At 74.2% G+C, this 18,076-nt stretch carries 16 protein-coding genes; 4 read left to right on the top strand and 12 right to left on the bottom strand.

The genetic code is table 11. The features are described 5' to 3' along the window. Positions 1–29: 29 nt before the first annotated feature. Positions 30–1,526 (bottom strand): undecaprenyl-phosphate glucose phosphotransferase, encoded by a 1,497-nt coding sequence (locus miv_RS15560; RefSeq protein ID WP_058619337.1) that lies wholly within the window; start codon positions 1,524–1,526, stop codon positions 30–32. Between the two features lie 262 nt (positions 1,527–1,788). Here miv_RS15560 and miv_RS15555 point away from each other — a divergent pair, with 262 nt between their 5' ends. Next, a complete protein-coding gene (locus miv_RS15555; protein ID WP_058619338.1) occupies positions 1,789–3,093 on the top strand; it encodes an MFS transporter in 1,305 nt (434 codons plus the stop codon). Between the two features lie 47 nt (positions 3,094–3,140). Here miv_RS15555 and hmuQ read toward each other — a convergent pair whose 3' ends face one another. After that, a complete protein-coding gene (hmuQ, locus tag miv_RS15550; protein WP_048425756.1) occupies positions 3,141–3,461 on the bottom strand; it encodes a heme-degrading protein HmuQ in 321 nt (106 codons plus the stop codon). A gap of 490 nt (positions 3,462–3,951) precedes the next feature. Between hmuQ and miv_RS15545 the strand changes: the two genes are divergently transcribed. Then, complete coding sequence (locus miv_RS15545; RefSeq protein WP_048425734.1) at positions 3,952–4,377, top strand: helix-turn-helix domain-containing protein; 426 nt, start codon at positions 3,952–3,954, stop codon at positions 4,375–4,377. Positions 4,378–4,405: 28 nt separating this feature from the next. Here miv_RS15545 and miv_RS15540 read toward each other — a convergent pair whose 3' ends face one another. Next, positions 4,406–5,743: a cobyrinic acid a,c-diamide synthase CobB gene (locus tag miv_RS15540; protein ID WP_048425733.1), complete on the bottom strand. Its 1,338-nt coding sequence runs from the start codon at positions 5,741–5,743 to the stop codon at positions 4,406–4,408. Between the two features lie 54 nt (positions 5,744–5,797). Here miv_RS15540 and miv_RS15535 point away from each other — a divergent pair, with 54 nt between their 5' ends. Then, positions 5,798–6,901 carry a cobalt-precorrin-5B (C(1))-methyltransferase gene (locus miv_RS15535; RefSeq protein ID WP_048425732.1) on the top strand — a complete coding sequence of 368 codons (1,104 nt, stop codon included), beginning with the start codon at positions 5,798–5,800 and terminating at the stop codon, positions 6,899–6,901. A 73-nt stretch (positions 6,902–6,974) separates the two neighbouring features. On the opposite strand, the gene miv_RS15530 is transcribed toward miv_RS15535, so the two are convergent. The 4 genes from miv_RS15530 to miv_RS15515 form a co-directional block, all read right to left on the bottom strand. Continuing rightward, positions 6,975–7,508 carry a GNAT family N-acetyltransferase gene (locus miv_RS15530; RefSeq protein WP_158004004.1) on the bottom strand — a complete coding sequence of 178 codons (534 nt, stop codon included), beginning with the start codon at positions 7,506–7,508 and terminating at the stop codon, positions 6,975–6,977. 349 nt (positions 7,509–7,857) lie between these two features. Further along, the gene (gene cobM, locus miv_RS15525; protein WP_207177745.1) at positions 7,858–8,646 is read right to left on the bottom strand and encodes a precorrin-4 C(11)-methyltransferase; all 789 of its coding nucleotides are present in this window, start codon (positions 8,644–8,646) and stop codon (positions 7,858–7,860) included. Then, entirely contained in the window at positions 8,643–9,131 is a 489-nt protein-coding gene (locus miv_RS15520) for a cobalamin biosynthesis protein (RefSeq protein WP_082172041.1), read from the bottom strand. The genes cobM and miv_RS15520 overlap by 4 nt, the downstream gene beginning before the upstream one ends. Further along, a complete protein-coding gene (locus tag miv_RS15515) occupies positions 9,131–10,375 on the bottom strand; it encodes a bifunctional cobalt-precorrin-7 (C(5))-methyltransferase/cobalt-precorrin-6B (C(15))-methyltransferase (protein ID WP_048425729.1) in 1,245 nt (414 codons plus the stop codon). The genes miv_RS15520 and miv_RS15515 overlap by 1 nt, the downstream gene beginning before the upstream one ends. Here miv_RS15515 and miv_RS15510 point away from each other — a divergent pair. Then, positions 10,374–11,129 (top strand): cobalt-precorrin-6A reductase, encoded by a 756-nt coding sequence (locus miv_RS15510; RefSeq protein WP_207177744.1) that lies wholly within the window; start codon positions 10,374–10,376, stop codon positions 11,127–11,129. The genes miv_RS15515 and miv_RS15510 overlap by 2 nt on opposite strands. On the opposite strand, the gene cobJ is transcribed toward miv_RS15510, so the two are convergent. Genes cobJ through cobN form a run of 5 tightly spaced genes read right to left on the bottom strand, consistent with a single transcriptional unit; the run spans position 11,102 to position 18,075 of the window. Beyond that, on the bottom strand, positions 11,102–11,857 hold the full coding sequence (cobJ, locus tag miv_RS15505; protein ID WP_207177743.1) for a precorrin-3B C(17)-methyltransferase: 756 nt from the start codon (positions 11,855–11,857) through the stop codon (positions 11,102–11,104). The two genes, miv_RS15510 and cobJ, sit on opposite strands and share 28 nt — an antisense overlap. Then, complete coding sequence (locus miv_RS15500; RefSeq protein ID WP_207177742.1) at positions 11,854–12,645, bottom strand: precorrin-2 C(20)-methyltransferase; 792 nt, start codon at positions 12,643–12,645, stop codon at positions 11,854–11,856. Before miv_RS15500 ends, cobJ begins: the two co-directional genes overlap by 4 nt. Beyond that, a complete protein-coding gene (locus miv_RS15495; RefSeq protein ID WP_207177741.1) occupies positions 12,645–13,277 on the bottom strand; it encodes a precorrin-8X methylmutase in 633 nt (210 codons plus the stop codon). The genes miv_RS15500 and miv_RS15495 overlap by 1 nt, the downstream gene beginning before the upstream one ends. After that, entirely contained in the window at positions 13,274–14,812 is a 1,539-nt protein-coding gene (locus miv_RS15490) for a nitrite reductase (protein WP_207177740.1), read from the bottom strand. Before miv_RS15490 ends, miv_RS15495 begins: the two co-directional genes overlap by 4 nt. Beyond that, entirely contained in the window at positions 14,809–18,075 is a 3,267-nt protein-coding gene (gene cobN / locus miv_RS15485; protein WP_207177739.1) for a cobaltochelatase subunit CobN, read from the bottom strand. The genes miv_RS15490 and cobN overlap by 4 nt, the downstream gene beginning before the upstream one ends. Position 18,076: the final 1 nt, after the last annotated feature.

Raw genomic sequence — 18,076 nt, 5'->3', positions numbered from 1 at the left:
GCCGCCGGCGGCGGCGGGTCCTCGCCCTCTCAATACGCGTTCCGGAACGCGCTCCGGGCCACCACCGTCATCACCAGGATCCGCAGGTCGAACCACAGCGACCAGTTGTCGATGTAGAACAGGTCGTGCTCGACGCGCCGCTGCATGTCGGCGTCCGTCAGGGTCTCGCCGCGCAGGCCGTTCACCTGGGCCCAGCCGGTGATGCCGGGCCGCACGTTGTGGCGGCGCGCGTAGAGGGCGATGCGGCGCTCGAAGCTGCGGTCGTGGGCGACCGCGTGGGGGCGGGGGCCGACGAGCGACATGTCGCCTCGGATCACGTTGAGGAGCTGGGGCAACTCGTCGAGGTTGGTGCGCCGCAGGATACGGCCGATGCGGGTGATGCGGTCGTCGTCCCGGGTCGCCTGGCGGAAGCTGCTGCCGGCCTCGGTCCGCATGCTGCGGAACTTGAACACAGAGAACGCCTCCTGGTTGAAGCCGTAGCGCTTCTGCCGGAACAGGCTCGGGCCGCGGCTGTCGAGGCGGATCAGGATCGCGATGAGGAGCAGCAGCGGCGAGAGCGCGACGAGGGCCAGCGACGCGACCACGAGGTCGAAGGCCCGCTTGGCCGCGATCTCGACGGGGGAGAGCGGCGCACGGCCGACATTGATACCGGTGAGCAGCCCGACCCGGCCGACCCGCACGTCGCTGAAGCGGTCCATCACCCGGCCCGGGCGCAGGTGCAGGGCGACCGGCACCCGCAGGAACGCGTCGACGCAGGCCTCCAGGTCCTCGACCTCGGCCCAGGGCACGAGCACGAACACGTCGTCGGGGCGCAGGAAGCGCACCACCGAGACGCTGAGATCGAGATCTTCCGAGAGCTGGGTCCGGCGCGCCTCCTGGTCGCCGCCCTCCGGCGCGTCGCGCAGGGTGCTGACGCCGATCACCCGCAGGCCGAGCGCCGCGGTGTCGTGGGTGGCGTAGAAGCTCGCGACGTCCTCCTCGTAGCCGATCAGGTGGATGCGGCGCGCGGAGTCGGAGCGCGGCGTGATCAGCCGGCGCACCAGCCCCACGGTGACGAGCCGGGTGGCGACGAGGGCCGGAAGGCCGGTGAGGAACGTCGCGAGCGCCGCGACGCGGGAATGGTCGCCGGTCGTCTTGCTGAGGAAGCCGAGGACCAGCACCACCGCCCAGGCGGCGAGCCACAGGCTGACGATCCGCCGGAAATGCGGCGCGCGGGCGAGGTAGTTCTCGATGCTGTACTCGCCCCGGGCGATGTTCGGCAGCACCACGAACAGGCCGAGGAACAGCCCGACGGCGAGGGACGGGCCCAGCTCCGGCTGCCGCTCGTACGACACGAGGTGGTAGACCATCTCGCAGGCGAGCCCGGTGAGGGCCACGGCCACGAGCTCGGCGAGCGCCGCGCCGCCCGCGATCGCGAGGCGCAGCAGGGCACGGCCGCGCCGGGGCAGGAGCGCGTTCCAGACCGCCCGCGCCTCGGACGAGGCGAGATGGGCGTTGCCGTCCTCCGGGAACCGTTCGTGTCGCATGGCGAGATGACCCGTGACCGCATCTGTGCCGGCTCGGAACGGACCGGGTGGACATGTGCCGTTATCGCACATCCCGGGGCCCGTCACCGGCGCTTGAAGGGACTGACAGCAAGCCCGGGACCGGGGGCATTCCAGCCCTGCGGCCCGCGACGGGACGCAGCCCCGTGGCGGGTGTATGGGACGGTCGGCCGTAACCCCTGGTCCGACAGGTGGCGCGGCGCGAGACGGCCGGCGTGACGGCCGCCCGGGGAGGCCTCAGGCGATGGATGCGACGGCGAGCGGCGCGCGAGCGAGCGCGACGGGAGAGAGCGGGGACCTCGAGGCCGTCGCGGCGCCGGTGACCGGACCGCCGCAGGCCGCGCCGGCGACGACGATCGTCGCTCCGGCCGCGGCCGGCCCGGCGGCCCTGGTGCTCGGCGGCCTGAGCCTGTCGCACCTCCTCAACGACATGATCCAGTCGCTGCTGCCGGCGATCTACCCGCTCCTCAAGCAGGCCTACGCCCTCGACTTCGCCCAGATCGGCGTGCTCACCCTGGCGTTCCAGCTCACCGCCTCGCTGCTGCAGCCGGTGGTCGGCCTCGTCACCGACAAGCGGCCGATGCCGTTCTCCCTCGCCACCGGGATGCTGCTCTCGCTCTGCGGCCTGCTGCTCCTGTCCCATGCCGGAACCTACGAGCTCCTGATCCTGGCCGCCTGCTGCATCGGCCTCGGCTCGGCGATCTTCCACCCCGAGGCCTCGCGGGTCGCCCGTCTCGCCTCGGGCGGGCGCTACGGCCTCGCCCAGTCGGTGTTCCAGGTCGGCGGCAATGCCGGCTCGGCGCTGGGCCCGCTGCTCGCCGCCTTCATCGTGGTGCCGCTCGGCCAGAGCAGCGTCGCGCTGTTCGCGGTCGCGGCGCTCGCGGGCTTCGTGGTGCTGTCGGGCGTGGGTCGCTGGTACCGGGAGCGGCTGCGCACCGGGGCGGCCCGTCCCCGCAAGGGCGGGGCCGGCGGACGGACCCTGCCGCGGGGCAAGGTGGTCGCCACCATCGCGGTCCTGCTGGTGTTGATCTTCTCCAAGTACTTCTACATGGCGAGCCTGAGCTCGTACTTCACCTTCTACCTGATCCACCGCTTCGGCGTGTCGGTGCAGGAATCGCAGCTCTACCTGTTCGTGTTCCTCGGCGCGGTCGCGGCCGGCACGGTGGCGGGCGGGCCGATCGGCGACCGGTTCGGCCGCAAGGTGGTGATCTGGGGCTCGATCCTCGGGGTCCTGCCCTTCACCCTGGCGCTGCCCCACGCCAACCTGTTCTGGACGGTGGCGCTGACGGTGCCGATCGGCATGATCCTGGCCTCGGCGATGCCGGCGATCCTGGTCTACGCCCAGGAGCTGCTCCCCGGCCGGGTCGGCCTCGTCGGCGGGCTGTTCTTCGGCTTCGCTTTCGGCATGGGGGGCCTGGGGGCCGCGGTGCTGGGCGAGGTCGCCGACCGGACCAGCATCGAGTACGTCTACGGCCTCTGCGCCTTCCTGCCGGCGGTGGGCCTCATGGCGGCGTTCCTGCCGCGGCTCGAGGCGCCCCGCGCCGCCTGAGACGGCGACGCGGGAGCGGGGCGCGAGCCCCGCTCCGGGACCGGAACTCAGTCGTTCCGGGCGACGGTCTGGATCGTCTCGAACCCCTCGAATTGCGGGTGGCCGAGATAGAGCGGCTTCGTCCCCGGGGCGCGGCTATGAGCCTTGCGGAACTGCTCGGAACGGGTCCAGGCCTCGAAATCGGCCTTCGAGGACCAGATCGTGTGCGAAGCGTAGAGGATGTGGTCCTCCGCCTCCGGCCCGCGCAGCAGGTGGAACTCGACGAATCCCGGCATCTCGCCCAGGTGGCTGTCGCGCCCGAGCCAGACCTGCTCGAAGTCCTGCGCAGCATCCTTGTAGACCTTGAACCGGTTCATCGCGATGAACATGGCGGGCATTCCTCCGGGCTCCAGCGGGTTCGGCCGTTGAGATGGTGGCTCGGTCGCCGCCGGCAAGGTGACCCGTCCGGGTCTGCCCCGGAAGCACCGCCCCGCGACCTGCAGTTAGGTGGGATCTCAGTAATTTTTCTAACCTCTGTTCCCTTGGGGAATTCACTCGGAGCGTGTAGACGTGCGTTGGGTTGCATGTCAGACCCGCATGCGCGTCCCGAACCGGCTTAGAAACGGCACGGGCGAACGGAATGATTGGCCATTCGGCTCACCGGAAACGCCCGACGCGGCGGATCGACCGGGACGAGCCGGGGAGGCGAGAGGGTGGACCGGAGGCGAGGCGTCTTCGCTGCCGGCCCGAATGGGAGCCGCGAGGCTGCCGGCGCGAGACCGCCCCGGCCGGCCCGCGGGCATGGATGACGCGGGACGGCGGCAGCCCGGTCACCGGGACGGAGCCTCCGACAGGCCAGAACCAAGACGTTGAGGACCGATGCCCAAGCAAACCACTGAGGTCGATCGGCTCGTCGGAGTGCGGATCACGGCCCTGCGCAAGGCCAAGGGACTGAGCCAGACCGCCCTCGGCAATGCCGTCGGCGTCACCTTCCAGCAGGTCCAGAAGTACGAGAAGGGCCAGAACCGCGTCGGCGCCGGCCGCCTGCGCGAGATCGCCCGGCTGCTCGAGGTCCCGGTCTCGGCCTTCTTCGAGGACCAGACCGGCGGCGACGGCAGCGACGACAACGTCTTCGGCTTCCTGAGCGCGCAGGGCGCGATCGAGCTGCTGCGCGCCTACGTGCAGATCGAGGACGAGCAGTTGCGCCGCGAGGTGCTGGCGATCGTGCGCTCGGCCGCCCGCCTCGGCCGCTCGGCCGCCGCCGCGAGCGCCGAGGCGACCGCGACGGCGACTGCCGCCGAGTAGGCGCCCCGCGACCCCCTCCGGGCTGCCGTCAGCGCAGCCCGACGAGGTGGAAGAAGCTGCCGCTGACCCGGCCGCGCCGGTGTCCGGCAAGACCCAGGGGGCGCCCTTCCGCATCCGTGACCTCGGCCAGGGCCTCGTCGGGCCCCGGCTGAGGCGTGAGTTCGCTCGCGTAGTGGAACTCGTGCCCGACGAGGCCCTGGCCGGCCGGCCCGAGGGAGCCCGGCCCGACGAGCGTGGCGATCCGGTAGCCGAGATGCAGCCGGCGCCGGGCGTAGGAGGTCGCGACCGGGAGGAGCCCCGCCATGCGGTGGGTCGCGCCCTCGGCATCTTCCAGGCTCTCGCCCAGCACCATGTAGCCGCCGCATTCGCCGTGGACCGGCCTCGTCTCGGCGAAGGCCCGCAACCCGTCGAGGAAGCGCGACGCCGCGGCGATCCGGCCGGCATGCAGCTCCGGGTAGCCGCCGGGCAGCCAGCAGGCGTCGCATCCTGCGGGCGGCGCCTCGTCGGCGAGCGGGGAGAACGGCACGATCTCGGCCCCTGCCGCCCGCCAGCCGGCCTCCAGATGCGGGTAGACGAACGAGAACGCGGCGTCGCGCGCCACCGCCAGGCGCTGCCCGGGCGGCGGCGGCAGGAGCCCGGTCCCGGGTGCCGGGACATGCCCGCCGGCGGCGGCCGCCACGGCGTCGAGGTCGATCGAGGCCTCCGCGAGATCGGCGAGGCGGTCGAGACGGGCCTCCAGGTCCGCGGTCTCGCCGGCCTGGATCAGGCCGAGATGGCGCTCGGGCAGCACCAGGGAGGCCTCCCGCGGCACGGCGCCGAGGACCGGCACGCCGATCCGGGCGAGGCCGACCTCGACGAGGCGGCGGTGGCGCGGGCTCGCCACCTTGTTGAGGATCACCCCGGCGAGCTGGAGGCGCGGGTCGTAGGCCCGCACGCCCAAGGCCGTCGCGGCGGCCGATTGCGCCGCCCCCGAGACGTCGAGCACCAGTACCACCGGCCAGCCGTAGCGGGCGGCGATGTCGGCATTGGCGCCGCTGCGGCCCTCTTCCGCCACGACGCCGTCGAACAGCCCCATCGAGCCCTCCGCCAGGACCAGTTCGGCCGCCTCGCCGGCCCGGCCCGCCACCGCGTCGAGCAGGGCACCGTCCATGGCGAAGCTGTCGAGGTTGTAGCTCGGGCGTCCCGTCGCGGCGGCGTGGAAGGCGGGATCGATGTAGTCCGGCCCGCATTTCGCCCCGGCCACCGCCAGCCCGCGCCGGCGCAGGGCCCGCAGCAGGGCGAGGGTCACGGTGGTCTTGCCGGAGCCGGAACGGGCGGCGGCGATCAGGAGGCCGCGGGCGGGGCGTGGGGTCACGAAAGCTTCCATCGTCTCACGGTCGGCGCACATTCACCGCGCCGCCGCGGGGTGATACCACGCCGCATGGATGCGACACGACCACGGGAGACCCTGCGCCGCGGCTGGACCACCGGCGCCTGCGCGGCCGCCGCCGCCAAGGCGGCCTATGCCGGTCTCGTCACCGGCGCCTTCCCGGACCCGGTCGAGATCCCGCTGCCGAGCGGCGCCCGCCCTGCCTTCGCGCTCGCCCGGACCGCGACCGTCGCGGACGGCGCGCTCGCGGGCGTGGTGAAGGATGCCGGCGACGACCCGGACGTGACCCACGGGGTTCTGGTGCTGGCCACGGTCCGGCGGGGCGCGCCGAACTCCGGCATCGCGTTCCGGGCCGGCCCCGGCGTCGGCACGGTGACCCGGGCCGGGCTGCCGCTGCCGGTCGGCGAGCCGGCGATCAACCCGGCCCCCCGGCGGATGATCGCAGCCGCGATCCTGGAGGCCGCCGCCGGCCTCGGCGGGCCGCCGGACGTGGTGGTCGAGGTGTCGATCCCGGGCGGCGAGTTGCTGGCCCAGAAGACCCTGAACCCCCGGCTCGGCATCCTCGGCGGCCTGTCGGTGCTCGGCACGACCGGGGTGGTGGTGCCCTATTCCTGCGCGGCCTGGATCGATTCGATCCATCGCGGGGTCGACGTGGCCCGGGCCGGCGCCCTCGACCACGTCGCGGGCGCGACCGGCTCGACCTCCGAGGAGGCGGTGGCACGCCTGCACGGCTTGGCCCCCCAGGCGCTGATCGACATGGGCGACTTCGCCGGGGGCATGCTGAAATACCTGCGCCGCCATCCGGTGCCGCGGGTCACGGTGGCGGGCGGCATCGCCAAGATGGCGAAGCTCGGACACGGCCTCCTCGACCTGCATTCGCGCTCCGGCCCGGTCGATCTCGCCTGGCTGTCGGAGCGGGTCGTCGAGGCCGGCGGCACCCCGGACCTCGCCCGGCGGGCAGCCGGCGCCAACACCGCCCTCGAGGTGCTGCGGCTCGCGCAAGGCAGCGACCTGCCGCTCGCCGATCTCGTCGCCCGCTACGCCTGGGCCACCGCCGCCCGGGCATTGGCAGGGTCGGGCAGCTCGCTCGAGGTGGTGGTGTTCGACCGGGAGGGCGGTCTGGTCGGGCGGGCGCCGTTTCACCCGGTGGGGTGAGACCTATTGTCATCGCACCGACGGACCGACGATCAGGATTCGAATCTAGTCCGCCCCATCGGTTCACGTCGCGTCAGGCACGGTCTTTCGACTCGGATTGGCCGATAACGATGGGATCGGCCCAATGGTAGCGAATCACCGGCCGGTCGCCGCCGGGAACGGAGTGCCGGCTCCTCTCGGCGATCACGCCGCCGCGCCGCTCGTAGAAGCGGCGGGCCGGTTCGTTCTGCTCGAAGCACCACAGGTAGATTCCTGACGCGGGGTAGGCGCGCAAGGACCACTCGGCCGCGGCTCCGAGCAGATCCGTCCCCAAGCCTCGCCCCTTCGCCTCGGGCAAGACGTGGAGGTTGTCGATCAGCGTTCCCCAACGCTCATCCTCCGCTCCGACCGCGCAGACGAAACCGACCGGCCCGTCGGCCTCCTCGGCGATGAGAGCGGTCACCTGCGGATGATGCGGCCCAATGCGGCCGGTCCAGGCTTCCAGACGGTCCTGCTCGATCGGACCGGCGAGGAAGTCCGGATCGAGGATCCCTCGATACGCCGCTCTCCAGCTCGCTGTATGGATCCGAGCGAGCACGGCGGCATCGGCGTCGGTGGCGATTCTCATCCGCATACACGATGTCTCCGGACGGAGTTGCGAAACCCCACGGTACACGACCCTGTCCGGGAACCGTGCAGCCAGGCTCCATGACCCATTGCAAACCAACCCCTTTTCCGGACGACTAAAGCGAAGCGGAAAGAGATCCGGAATCCAGCACGAAAAGCCGCGAAGCGTCTCATTGTCTGCGACGGTGCAACAGGTTGAGCCGCTTCGCGGCATGTCCTCTGCTGGATCCCGGATCTCCTTCCGCTGACGCTCCAGTCGTCCGGGAAAGGGGGTGGAACGCCCGCGTGGTGGCCTCCACTTACTTCAATGTCGTGTACTGTGGTGAAACCCACAACGGCCGGGAGCCGGATCACGTCGACCGGGGGCCGGCGGGGACCGTCACCGCTCCGCCCGGCCGGAACCGCCGGTCGTAATCGACCGCGTACAGCGCGCTCTCGCGAAACTCCGTCGCCCCGAGCGCCGGGCCGACCAGGATCAGCGCCGTACGCTCCAGTCCCGCCGCGGCGACCTGATCGGCGATGGTGGACAGGGTGCCGCGCAAAACCCGCTCGTCCGGCCAGGTTGCCCGGAAGACCACCGCCGCCGGGCAATCCGGGCCGTAATGCGGGATCAGCTCCGCCGCCACCGTCCCGACGACATGGATCGAGAGGTGGATGGCGAGCGTCGCCCGGGTCGCCGCGAAGGCGGCGAGGCGCTCGGTATCGGGCATCGCCGAGGCACGGCCGCTGGTGCGGGTGAGCACCACCGATTGCGCCAGTTCCGGCACCGTCAGTTCGCGCCCCAGCACCGAGGCGGCGGCGGCGAAGGAGGGGACGCCGGGGGTGAGGTCGTAGGGGATGCCGAGCCGGTCGAGGCGGCGGGTCTGCTCGGCCACCGCGCTCCAGATCGAGAGGTCGCCGGAATGCAGCCGCGCCACCTCGTGACCGGCCGCGTGCGCCGCCGCCATCTCGTCGATGATCGCGTCGAGGGAGAGCGGGGCGGTGTCGACGATCCTGGCGCCGGGCGGGCACCAGGACAGGATCTCGGGCGCCACCAGCGAACCGGCATGGAGGCAGACCGGGCAGCGGGCGATCAGGTCGCGGCCCCGCACGGTGATGAGGTCGGCGGCCCCGGGGCCGGCACCGATGAAGTGGATCATGACGACAGGGCGTCTCCGCTGGCGGCGAGCGCGCAGGTGGCACCCGCCGAGGCGATGCGGGGCAGGATAAGGCGCCCCTCGGGGCCGGATGCCGCGAGGGCGGCAGCCTCGGCGAGCGAGCCGACGCCGCGCAGGGCCTCGATGCGGACGGAACGGGTGACGACCCGGCGGCCGGCCTCGCGCAGGGCCTCGACCCCGATCGCGACGAGGGGCACGCCGAGGGATTGGGCCGCCGCGCGGATCGCCGGATCGCCGGCCCGGTCCTCCGCGGTGGCGAGCGCCGCGAGATGCGCGCCCGGCAGATCGGCCTGGCGCAGGCCCTCGGCTACCAGACCCAGGATCTCCTCGGCCGAGGTGGCCTGGCGAAAGCCGATGCCCGCGACGAGCGCGCGCGGCGTCGCGGGAGCGGGGGCGCGGCCGGGGCCGTGCTGGAGCGCGGGCGGCGGGGCCGAGCCCGGGACCCGGGCGTGGATGACAAGGCCCATCACGGCTTGGCCAGCGCCCATTGCGTCACCGGCATCGCGGTGCGCCAGCCGGTGAGATGGCCGACCGGCTCCGCCCGGGCGACCGAGAGGCGCCGCAAGGTGCCGCCGTGCTCGGCGTGCATGCGCAGCAGTAGGGCCTCGCTCTCCAGCGTCACCGCATTGGCGACGAGGTGCCCGCCGCGGGGCAGGGCGCCGAGCACCGCCGCGACCAGGGCCGGATCGGAGACGCCGCCGCCGATGAAGGCCGTATCCGGGGCCGGCAGCCCGGCGAGGCTGTCCGGGGCGCGGCCGACCACGACCCGCAGGTCGGGCACGCCGAGGGCGAGGGCGTTGCGGCGGATGCGGCCGGCGCGGTCCTCGCGCGCCTCGATCGCGATGGCGCGGTTCGCCGGATGGCGCAGGCACCACTCGATGCTGATCGAGCCCGAACCGGCACCGACATCCCACAGCACCTGCCCGGCGCGCGGGCGCAGGGCCGCCAGGGTGACGGCGCGGATCTCCGCCTTGGTGAGCTGGCCGTCGCTCTCGAACCAGGCGTCGTCGAGGCCGGGCGCCAGCGGGATCACCCGAGCGTCCGGCTCGGCCACGACCTCGATTGCGACCGTATTGAGCGGGTCGATGCCGCGCTCCGAGAACGCGGCCGCCAGGGCACTGCGGCGGCGCTCGCGGGGGCCGCCCATGGCTTCGAGCATGGTGAGGCGCGAGCGCGGGAAGCCGCGCGCCGTCAGCAAGGCCGCGAGTTTTTCCGGCGTCGACCCGTCCCAGGTCAGGACCAGGAGCCGGGCGCCGGGCTGGAGATGCGGGATCACCCGCTCCAGGGCCCGCCCGTGCAGGGTCACGCACGCGACCTCGGCGAGCGGCCAGCCGAGCCGGGCGGCGGCGAGGCTGAAGGCGGACGCCTGGGGATAGGCCGCGATCTCCTCCACCGGCACCAGCCGGGCGAGCTCGGCGCCGACGCCGTAATGGAACGGATCGCCGGTGGCGAGCACGCAGGTCGGCTGCCCGCGCCGGGCGAGGATCGTCGGATACGCGTCCGAGAGCGGGCTCGGCCAGGCCAGGGTCTCGGCGGAGAGCGGGCCGGCCAGTTCCAGGTGGCGTCGCCCGCCGATCACGAGCCCGGCGCCGTCGAGGGCGGCGCTCGCGGCCGGCGACAGGCCGGCCCGCCCGTCCTCGCCGATGCCGACGATGGCGAGCCAGGGGGCGGCGCTCGACACGGCGGCGACCTCAGGCGACAAGGCGGCCATGCGCATCCTCATCCTGGGCGGCACCACCGAGGCCGCCGCTCTGGTGCGGCGGCTCGCCGACCGGCCGGACCACGACGTCACCCTGTCGCTCGCCGGGCGCACCACGGCGCCGCTGGCCCTGCCGGTGCGCACCCGCATCGGCGGCTTCGGCGGAGCGGAAGGGCTGGCGGCCTATCTCCGCGAGCACCGCATCGCGGCGTTGATCGATGCCACCCATCCCTTCGCCAGACTCATCTCGCGCAATGCCGCGGCGGCGAGCCGTGCGGCCGGCGTGCCGCTCCTCGCCGTGCGGCGCCCGGCCTGGACCCGCGCGCCCGGCGACGACTGGCGCGAGGTCGATTCCGTGGCGCAGGCCGTGCCGGCGCTCGGAGACGCGCCGCGAAAGGTTTTCCTGACGGTCGGGCGCCTCGAACTCGCCGCCTTCGCGGCCGCGCCCCAGCACCGCTACCTCGTGCGCACCATCGAGCCGGTCGGCGATGCGCTGCCGGGGATCGACGTGACGCCGATCGAGGCCCGCGGGCCCTTCGGCGCCGCGGACGAGGCCGCCCTGATGCGCGCCCACGGCGTCGAGGTCCTGGCGACCAAGAATTCCGGCGGGGCGGCGACCTACGGCAAGATCGAAGCGGCCCGGGCCTTGGGTCTGCCGGTGGTCATCGTGCGCCAGCCCGCGCTGCCGGAGGTGGCGCAGGTCTCGCGGATCGACGACGTGCTGGCCTGGCTCGACGCTCATCGGGCGACCGAGCGCGGGGTGTAGACGAAGGGAGCCTGCCCCTCCCGCGGGATCAGGCGGGTCGCGCTCGCGCCGATCATCACCAGCGTCGCCATGTCGGCCTCCGCCGCCCGCGCCTCGGCCAGCGTCAGGATGCGGATCGCCTCGTCGGGCCGGCCGACGGCGCGGGCGAGGATCACCGGGGTTTCGGGCGCGCGGTGCTCGGCGGCAAGGCCGAGGGCCGCGCCGAGCTGCCAGGGCCGGGCCCGCGAGATCGGGTTGTAGAGCGCGATCACCAGATCGGCGGCCAGTACCGCGTTCAGCCGCGCGGTGATGACCTCCCAGGGCTTCAGGTTGTCCGACAGCGAGAGGGCGCAGAAATCGCCGCCGAGCGGCGCGCCGATCCGCGCCGCCGCCGCCAGCATCGCGGTGATGCCGGGCTCGACCGTGATGGACAGCGCGCGCCAGGCCGGATCGCCCGCCTCCAGCGCCTCGAACAAAGCCGCCGCCATGGCGAAGACCCCGGGATCGCCCCCCGACACCACGGCGACCCGCCGGCCGGCGGCGGCGAGTGCGAGGGCGTGGCGGGCCCGGTCGACCTCGACCCGGTTGTCGCTGGCATGACGCGTCAGGCCCGGCCGCTCCGGCACCCGGGCGACGTAGGGAAAGTAGCCGATGAGGTCCTGCGCCGCGTCGAGCGCCGCCTGCGCGGCGGGCGTGAGGTAGCGCGGATCGCCGGGCCCGAGGCCGATCACCGTGACGGACCCGCTCACGGCCGGCGGCCCTCGCCCGGCACCAGCACCATCGAGAAATAGGGCGCGGTGTCGTCCGGCTTCTCGGCCAGCGGCGTCACGCTCTCGCCCGCCATGGTGCCGCGCTCGACATAGACCGCACGGCCGATCAGCCCGGCCTCGTTCAGCGCCGCGCGCACCTTCGGCAGGTGGCGGCCGAGCTTCATCACCACGGCGGCGTCGGTGGTCTTGAGGCGCGCCACCAGCGTCGCGTGCGGCAGGGTGGCGGGCAGCACCGTCAGCACGTCGTCGCCCCAGGTGATCGGGGTGTTGGCCCGGGTCCAGCAACCCGACATGCCGGTGACGCCCGGCACCACCTCGACCGGGAAGCGGTCCTTCAGGCGGCGCCACAGATGCATGAACGAGCCGTAGAAGAAGGGATCGCCCTCCGACAGGATCGCCACGTCGCGCCCCGCCGCCAGCACCGCGGCGAGGTTGTCTGCCGCCTCGTCGTAGAACGCCGCGAGCGCCGCCACGTAGGCCGGGTCCTCGGGATGCAGCTCGGTGGTGTAGGGGTAGGGCAGCGGCCATTCGCGGGCGGCGTCCCGCACCACCGCGTCGGCGATGGTGCGGGCGTTGCCGCGCTTGCCGGCCTTGCAGAAATGCACGAGGTGGTGGACGCGCTCCAGCACCCGCACCGCCCGCACGGTGAGGTAATCCGGGTCGCCCGGCCCCATGCCGACGCCGTAGAGCGTGCCGGTGACCGCGCCGGTCGGGGCGGAGGGGATCTCGGCCGGGTCGGCCTTGAGGAAATCGGACGGGCCGTCCATCACTCGACCTCGTTGGCGAGCGCGTTGACGGCCGCCGCCGCCATGGCGCTGCCGCCGCGCCGGCCGCGCACCACCAGGAACGGCACGCGCCCGTCCGCCGCGAGCGCGTCCTTCGATTCCGCGGCACCGACGAAGCCGACCGGGATGCCGATCACCGCGGCGGGCGGCGCCACGCCCTCGTCCAGCATCTCGAGCAGACGAAACAACGCGGTCGGCGCATTGCCGACGGCGACGATCGAACCGGCGAGCCGGTCACGCCACAATTCCATCGCGGCGGCGCTCCGGGTGGTGTCGAGGGTTTTTGCCAGTTCCGGCACCCGCGGGTCGGAGAGGGTGCAGATCACCTCGTTGCTGGCCGGCAGGCGGGACCGGGTGACTCCGTCGGCGACCATGCGGACGTCGCACAGGATCGGGGCGCCGCGGCGCAGGGCGCCCTCGGCGGCCTCGGCGAAATCCGGCGACAGGTCGATATCGGCCGGGAGGTCGGTCATGCCGCAGGCGTGGATCATCCGCACCGCCACCCGCTCGGCGGCGCCGTGAAAGCGCGCGAGGTCGGCTTCGGCGCGGATCATCGCGAAGGAGCGCGCGTAGATGGCGGCGCCGTCGCGGATGTAGTCGAGGCGCGGGTTCATGCGGGCTCCCGGAAGGCGTCTCTGAGGCCGGTCTCGGCCCATGGGCTGGACAAATCGCGAAGGCTCTCTAGCCGCTCCAGCACGGCACCGAAAGTCAGGACGCGATCGGTGTCGGTTCCGGCCTGGCCGTCCAGCACCACCCCGTAGCGCCCGTCGGGCCGCCCGACCAGGGTCAGGGTCGCGGGGCCGGGATGGGCGCAGCCCTTCGGGCAGCCGGAGACGTGGGCGGTGGCGCCCTCCCGGGAGAGGGCCGCGAAGGCGGCGGCGAGGCGTGGCGCGTCGCCCTGCGCCGGGGTGCCGCCCGACGCGCAGGCCGGCGCGCCGGGGCAGGCGGCCACGGCGCGGCGCGGGTCGGCGGGATCGACGATCAGGCCGGCGGCCTCGTCGCGCAAGCGCGCGGCGGTGGATTCGTCCCGGGCCGTCAGGGCGACGCCCCGGCTCGGCGTGAGGGCGATGTGGCCGTCCCCGTAAAGCTCGCTCCACGCCGCGAGGCGGTCGAGGAGGGCCGCATCGCAGCGGCCGAAGGGCAGTTCGGCGAGGAGCGTGAGGCCGTGCAGGCCGGCGGGATGCACGGTGCCGGCCGGCGGCGCGTCGCCCCGTTCGAGGCCGTCGAGGAGGGCGTCGCGCTCCGCGTCCGGAAGCGCGCGCATCCGGCGGGCGCCCGAGGCGGCGAGGCCGAGCAGGAGCGTGCGTAAGATGGCGAGCGCGGCGGGGCCCGGCATCGGCGCGAGCCAGAGCGGGGCGGCCGGGGTTGCGATGGCGAGTTGGAGCGCCGGAAAAAGTGTGTCTTCGGCGCCTTCCGACACCGCTCGCCGCCCGGTGCGCATCTCCTCTCCCCGCGGGCGGGGAGAGGGTTTCGTCCCCCTCGTCGGGGGCGAAACGAGGCGGCAGCCGATGGTGAGGGGGTATCTCCGGAGGAGTCTCACGCGTCGAGACCCCCTCACCCCCGCTTCGGCTGCGCCTGCGCTCGCTTCACCCCCGACGAGGGGGGTGAAGCCCTCTCCCCGCCCGCGGGGAGAGGAGAGAACTCGCGCCCGATACGGCGACATCGAGGTGAGGCGGCCCTCTGCGTCGGGTGCCACCCGCACCCAGACATCCGCCTCGACCGGCCCGAGCCCGCCGGCCGCGTCCTCCACCGCCACCAGGGTCTTGGCCGGCAGCCCCGCGACCTCGCGGCCGATCGCCTCCACGGCCGCGACGACGGCGAGGACATCCGCCCCCTCGAGCGGCGCGTCGAGGGTCAGGCGCTGCGGGCCGCCGTCGTGGCGCGCGTCGCCAAGGCCCGCTTCCGCGAGGATGTCTACCACGTGTCCGTGGCTCTCCACGGTCACGCCGCGGATCTGCAGGTTGCCCCGCGCCGTCACGTCGAGGAGGCCGTTGCCGCCCTCGCGGGCCGCGCGGGCCGCCGCGCGGACCTGCCCGGCCGAGAGCCGGCCGGAGACCGGGTGGAGGCGGACGAGGAGCCCGTCGCCGGTCGGCATCGGCCGGGCGAGGCCGGGGCACCAGCCGCGGCGGGGAGCGGGATCGACGCTCATTCGGCGGCCTCGCGCGGCTCCAGGGCGGCAAGCGAGTTGCGCCGGCTGCGCCACAGGCCCCGGTCGCGTAGCGCGGCGAAGCGGGACCGGAGCGCCGCGGCGACGCCGGGATTGGCCGCCTCGATCGCAGCCAGCACCTCCGGATCGCCGAGATAGGCGTCGTAGAGCCGGTCGAGCTCGGCATCCGCGACCGCGTCGGTGGCGGCGGCCATGACGAACACGGCGTCCAACCCCTGCGCCAGTTCCTGCGCGCCGCGCCAGCCGTGGCGGAGCTGCGCGGCGATCCAGCGCGGATGGGCGAGGCGTCCGCGCACCAGGCGGGCGACATCCTCGCGGGCGGTACGGGCCTTCGGTGCCTCGGGCCGGCTGGTATCGAGGCTGTAGAGGGCCGGCGCCGCCCCGAGCGAGACCGCGGCGGCGGAGAAGCCGCCCATCGCGTCGGCGCCGGCATCGCCGTCGAGAAGGTCGCGCTCGGCGACGTCGAAGGCGTGCAGGTAGGCGTCCGCCGCCGCCACCCGGGCGGCGAAATCGGCGTCCTCCGCCCCCGTCGCCTCCGCGGTGGCGTCGAGGTAGGCCCGGGCGAGGTCGCCGCGCCCGGACCACTGGCCGTCGAGGGCGAGGGACGCGGTGCCGGCACCGTAGCGGCCGGGCGCGGCGCCGAAGACCCGGGCCGGCGCCTCGCCCCGGCGGCGGGCCGCGGCGAGCGGGTTGTCGGCGTCCTCCTCCTCGCGGGAGGCGACCGCCCGGGCGGCCCGGTCGAGGAGCGCCAGGGTGTCGGGAAAGGTGTCGCGGAAGGCGCCGGATACCCGCACCGTCACGTCGATCCGCGGGCGGTCGAGGAGGGCGAGGGGCAGCACCTCGAACCCGGTCACCCGGGTCGAGGCGTGGTCCCAGGTCGGGCGCACGCCCATCAGCGCGAGCGCCTGCGCCACGTCCTCGCCGCCGGTGCGCAGCGTCGGGGAGGCCCACAGGTCCATGACGAGGCGGGCCGGGTACTCGCCCTCGTCCTGGAGGTAGCGCCGCACCACCTCCGTCGCGGCCTTTTCGCCGAGCATCGTGGCGGCCCGGGTCGGAAGGGCACGGGGATCGAGGGTGGCGAGGTTGCGCCCCGTCGGCAGCACGTCGGCCCGGCCGCGGGCCGGCGAGCCGGCAGGGCCCGGCGGCACGAAGCGCCCGTCCAACGCCGCGAGCAGCCCCGCCCGCTCGGCGGGGCCGCAGGCCGGATGGGCCTCGGGCGCTTCGCCGAAGACATGCAGCCCGTCGCGCATCGTCACCTCGGCGAGGTCGCAGAGATGCGCGTCGAGGGCGGCCAGGGCGTCGGGCATCGGGGTGTCGCGGTCGATGCCGGCCGCCGCAAGCAGCCCCGCATCCCCGGCCCGCTCCAGGATCCCGCGGGCGATCAGGGTGGCGCGGCGCGGATCGAGCACGGTGGCGGCGGAATACTCTTCCACCAGTTCGCGCAAGGTCGCGGCCTCGGGGTCGAGCCCGGCGGCGGCGGTTTCGGGCGGCAGGTGGCCGATCGTGACGGCGCCGATGCGGCGCTTGGCCGGGGCCGCCTCGCCGGGATCGTCGACGATGAACGGGTAGACCACCGGCAGCGCCCCGACCGCGAGGGCCGGCCAGCAGGCGGGCGAGAGTGCCGCCGCCTTGCCGGGCAGCCACTCGGTGGTGCCGTGGGTGCCGAGATGGATCAGGGCATCCGCCTCGGCGCGCAGGGCGAGGTGGAACGCCAGATAGGCGTGACAGGGCACCGCGTCGGGGTCGTGGTAGCCGGCCTTCCGGTCGCCCTTGTGGCCCCGGTCGGGCTGGAGCGCCACCAGCACGCGGCCGGCCCGCACCGCCCGGAACCGGAAGGCGCCGTCCCGGCAGGCCGAATCGTCGGCGGGTTCGCCCCATTCCGCGGCGAGCGCCGCGCGCGCTCCCTCCGGCAACCGGGCGCGCCAGGCCTCGTAGGCGGGAAGCGGCACCGCGAAGCCCGGCGCGTCCTCGGTGAGGCGGCGCATCAAGGCGTCGGGCTCGGGAATGTCAGAGACGGCGTAGCCCTCGCGGTGGAGCAGGTCGAGGATGACCCTCGTGCTCGCGGGCGTGTCGAGCCCGACCGCGAACCCGGCCCGGCCGCCCCGGGCCGGGTAGTCGGAGAGAACGAGCGCGAGGCGGCGCTTCGCCCGCGGGATGCCGGCGAGGCGGGCCCAGGCGGCGGCCCGGTCGGCGGTGGCGGCAATGCCGGCGAAATCCGGCACCGCCCGGCGCTCGCGAAACCCCTCGACCTCCGGCGCCTCCTCCTTGTGGGAGACCGGGAACCCGGAGAGGCGCCCGTCGAATTCCGGCAGGGCCACCTGCATGGCGAGGTCGGCGGCGTTGAGCCCGCGGGCGGAGGCCGCCCAGGCGTCCCGGCCCGAGCCGACCGTGAAGGCCTGGATCACCGGGCAATCGGCGGCGTCGAGCACGAAACCGGCCTCGTCCCGGGCCGAGAAGGCGGTGGCGGCGACGATCACGGCAGGCCGGTGCGCGGCCACCGCCTCGCGCACGACCGCCACCGCCTCCGGGTCCTTCAGGCTCGCGACGGCGACGATGGTGGGAGCAAGACCCCGCTCCCACAGGGCGGCGGCGAGTGCGGCAGCCGGCGCCGTGTCGCCGCCGAGAATCGCCGAGCGGTAGACGAGGACCAGGGCACGGGGCAGGGGCGAGGCTGGGCCGAGCGCGTCGAGTGGGCCGCAGCCTGGGCACCAGGCGAATCCCCGCGGCAGCGCCCGGGGCGGCCCGGCGACGACCGGCCGGCCGAGCTCGGCGGTGATCCGGGTCAGGAGGCCGCGCAGGTTCTCCACGCCGCCGGCCCGGACGTAGCCGTCGAGGGCGTCGCGCAGCTCCGGCGCGACGGTCGAGATGGCGGCGAGCCGCGGATCGGGCCGGTCGCAGCCCGGCAGCACGACGAAGGGGATGGCGTGGGCCCGGCAGGTCTCGGCCAGCCGCTCGAGGCCGTAGCGCCAGTAATCCATCCCGCCGAGGCAGCGCACCAGCACGAAGCGCGCCTGGGCGATCACCGCGTCGGCGTAGAGGTCGACGGAGAGGGGGTGGCGCAGCTGCGCCATCTTGGCGAGCCGCAGGCTCGGCCAGTCGCCCGACAGCGACGCATAGGCGCCGGCGAGCCCGGCGAGGTCGGAATCGGTGAAGGAGAGGGCGACGATGTCGCCGGGCGCCTGGCCCAGATCGACCGCCGCCTCGCCCTCGTCGAGGGAGACCGTATCGACGCGGAGGAGGTGCATC

Source organism: Methylobacterium indicum (assembly GCF_017347565.1).
Taxonomy (GTDB): Bacteria; Pseudomonadota; Alphaproteobacteria; order Rhizobiales; family Beijerinckiaceae; genus Methylobacterium; species Methylobacterium indicum.
This window is presented reverse-complemented; position numbering and strand designations above follow the sequence as displayed.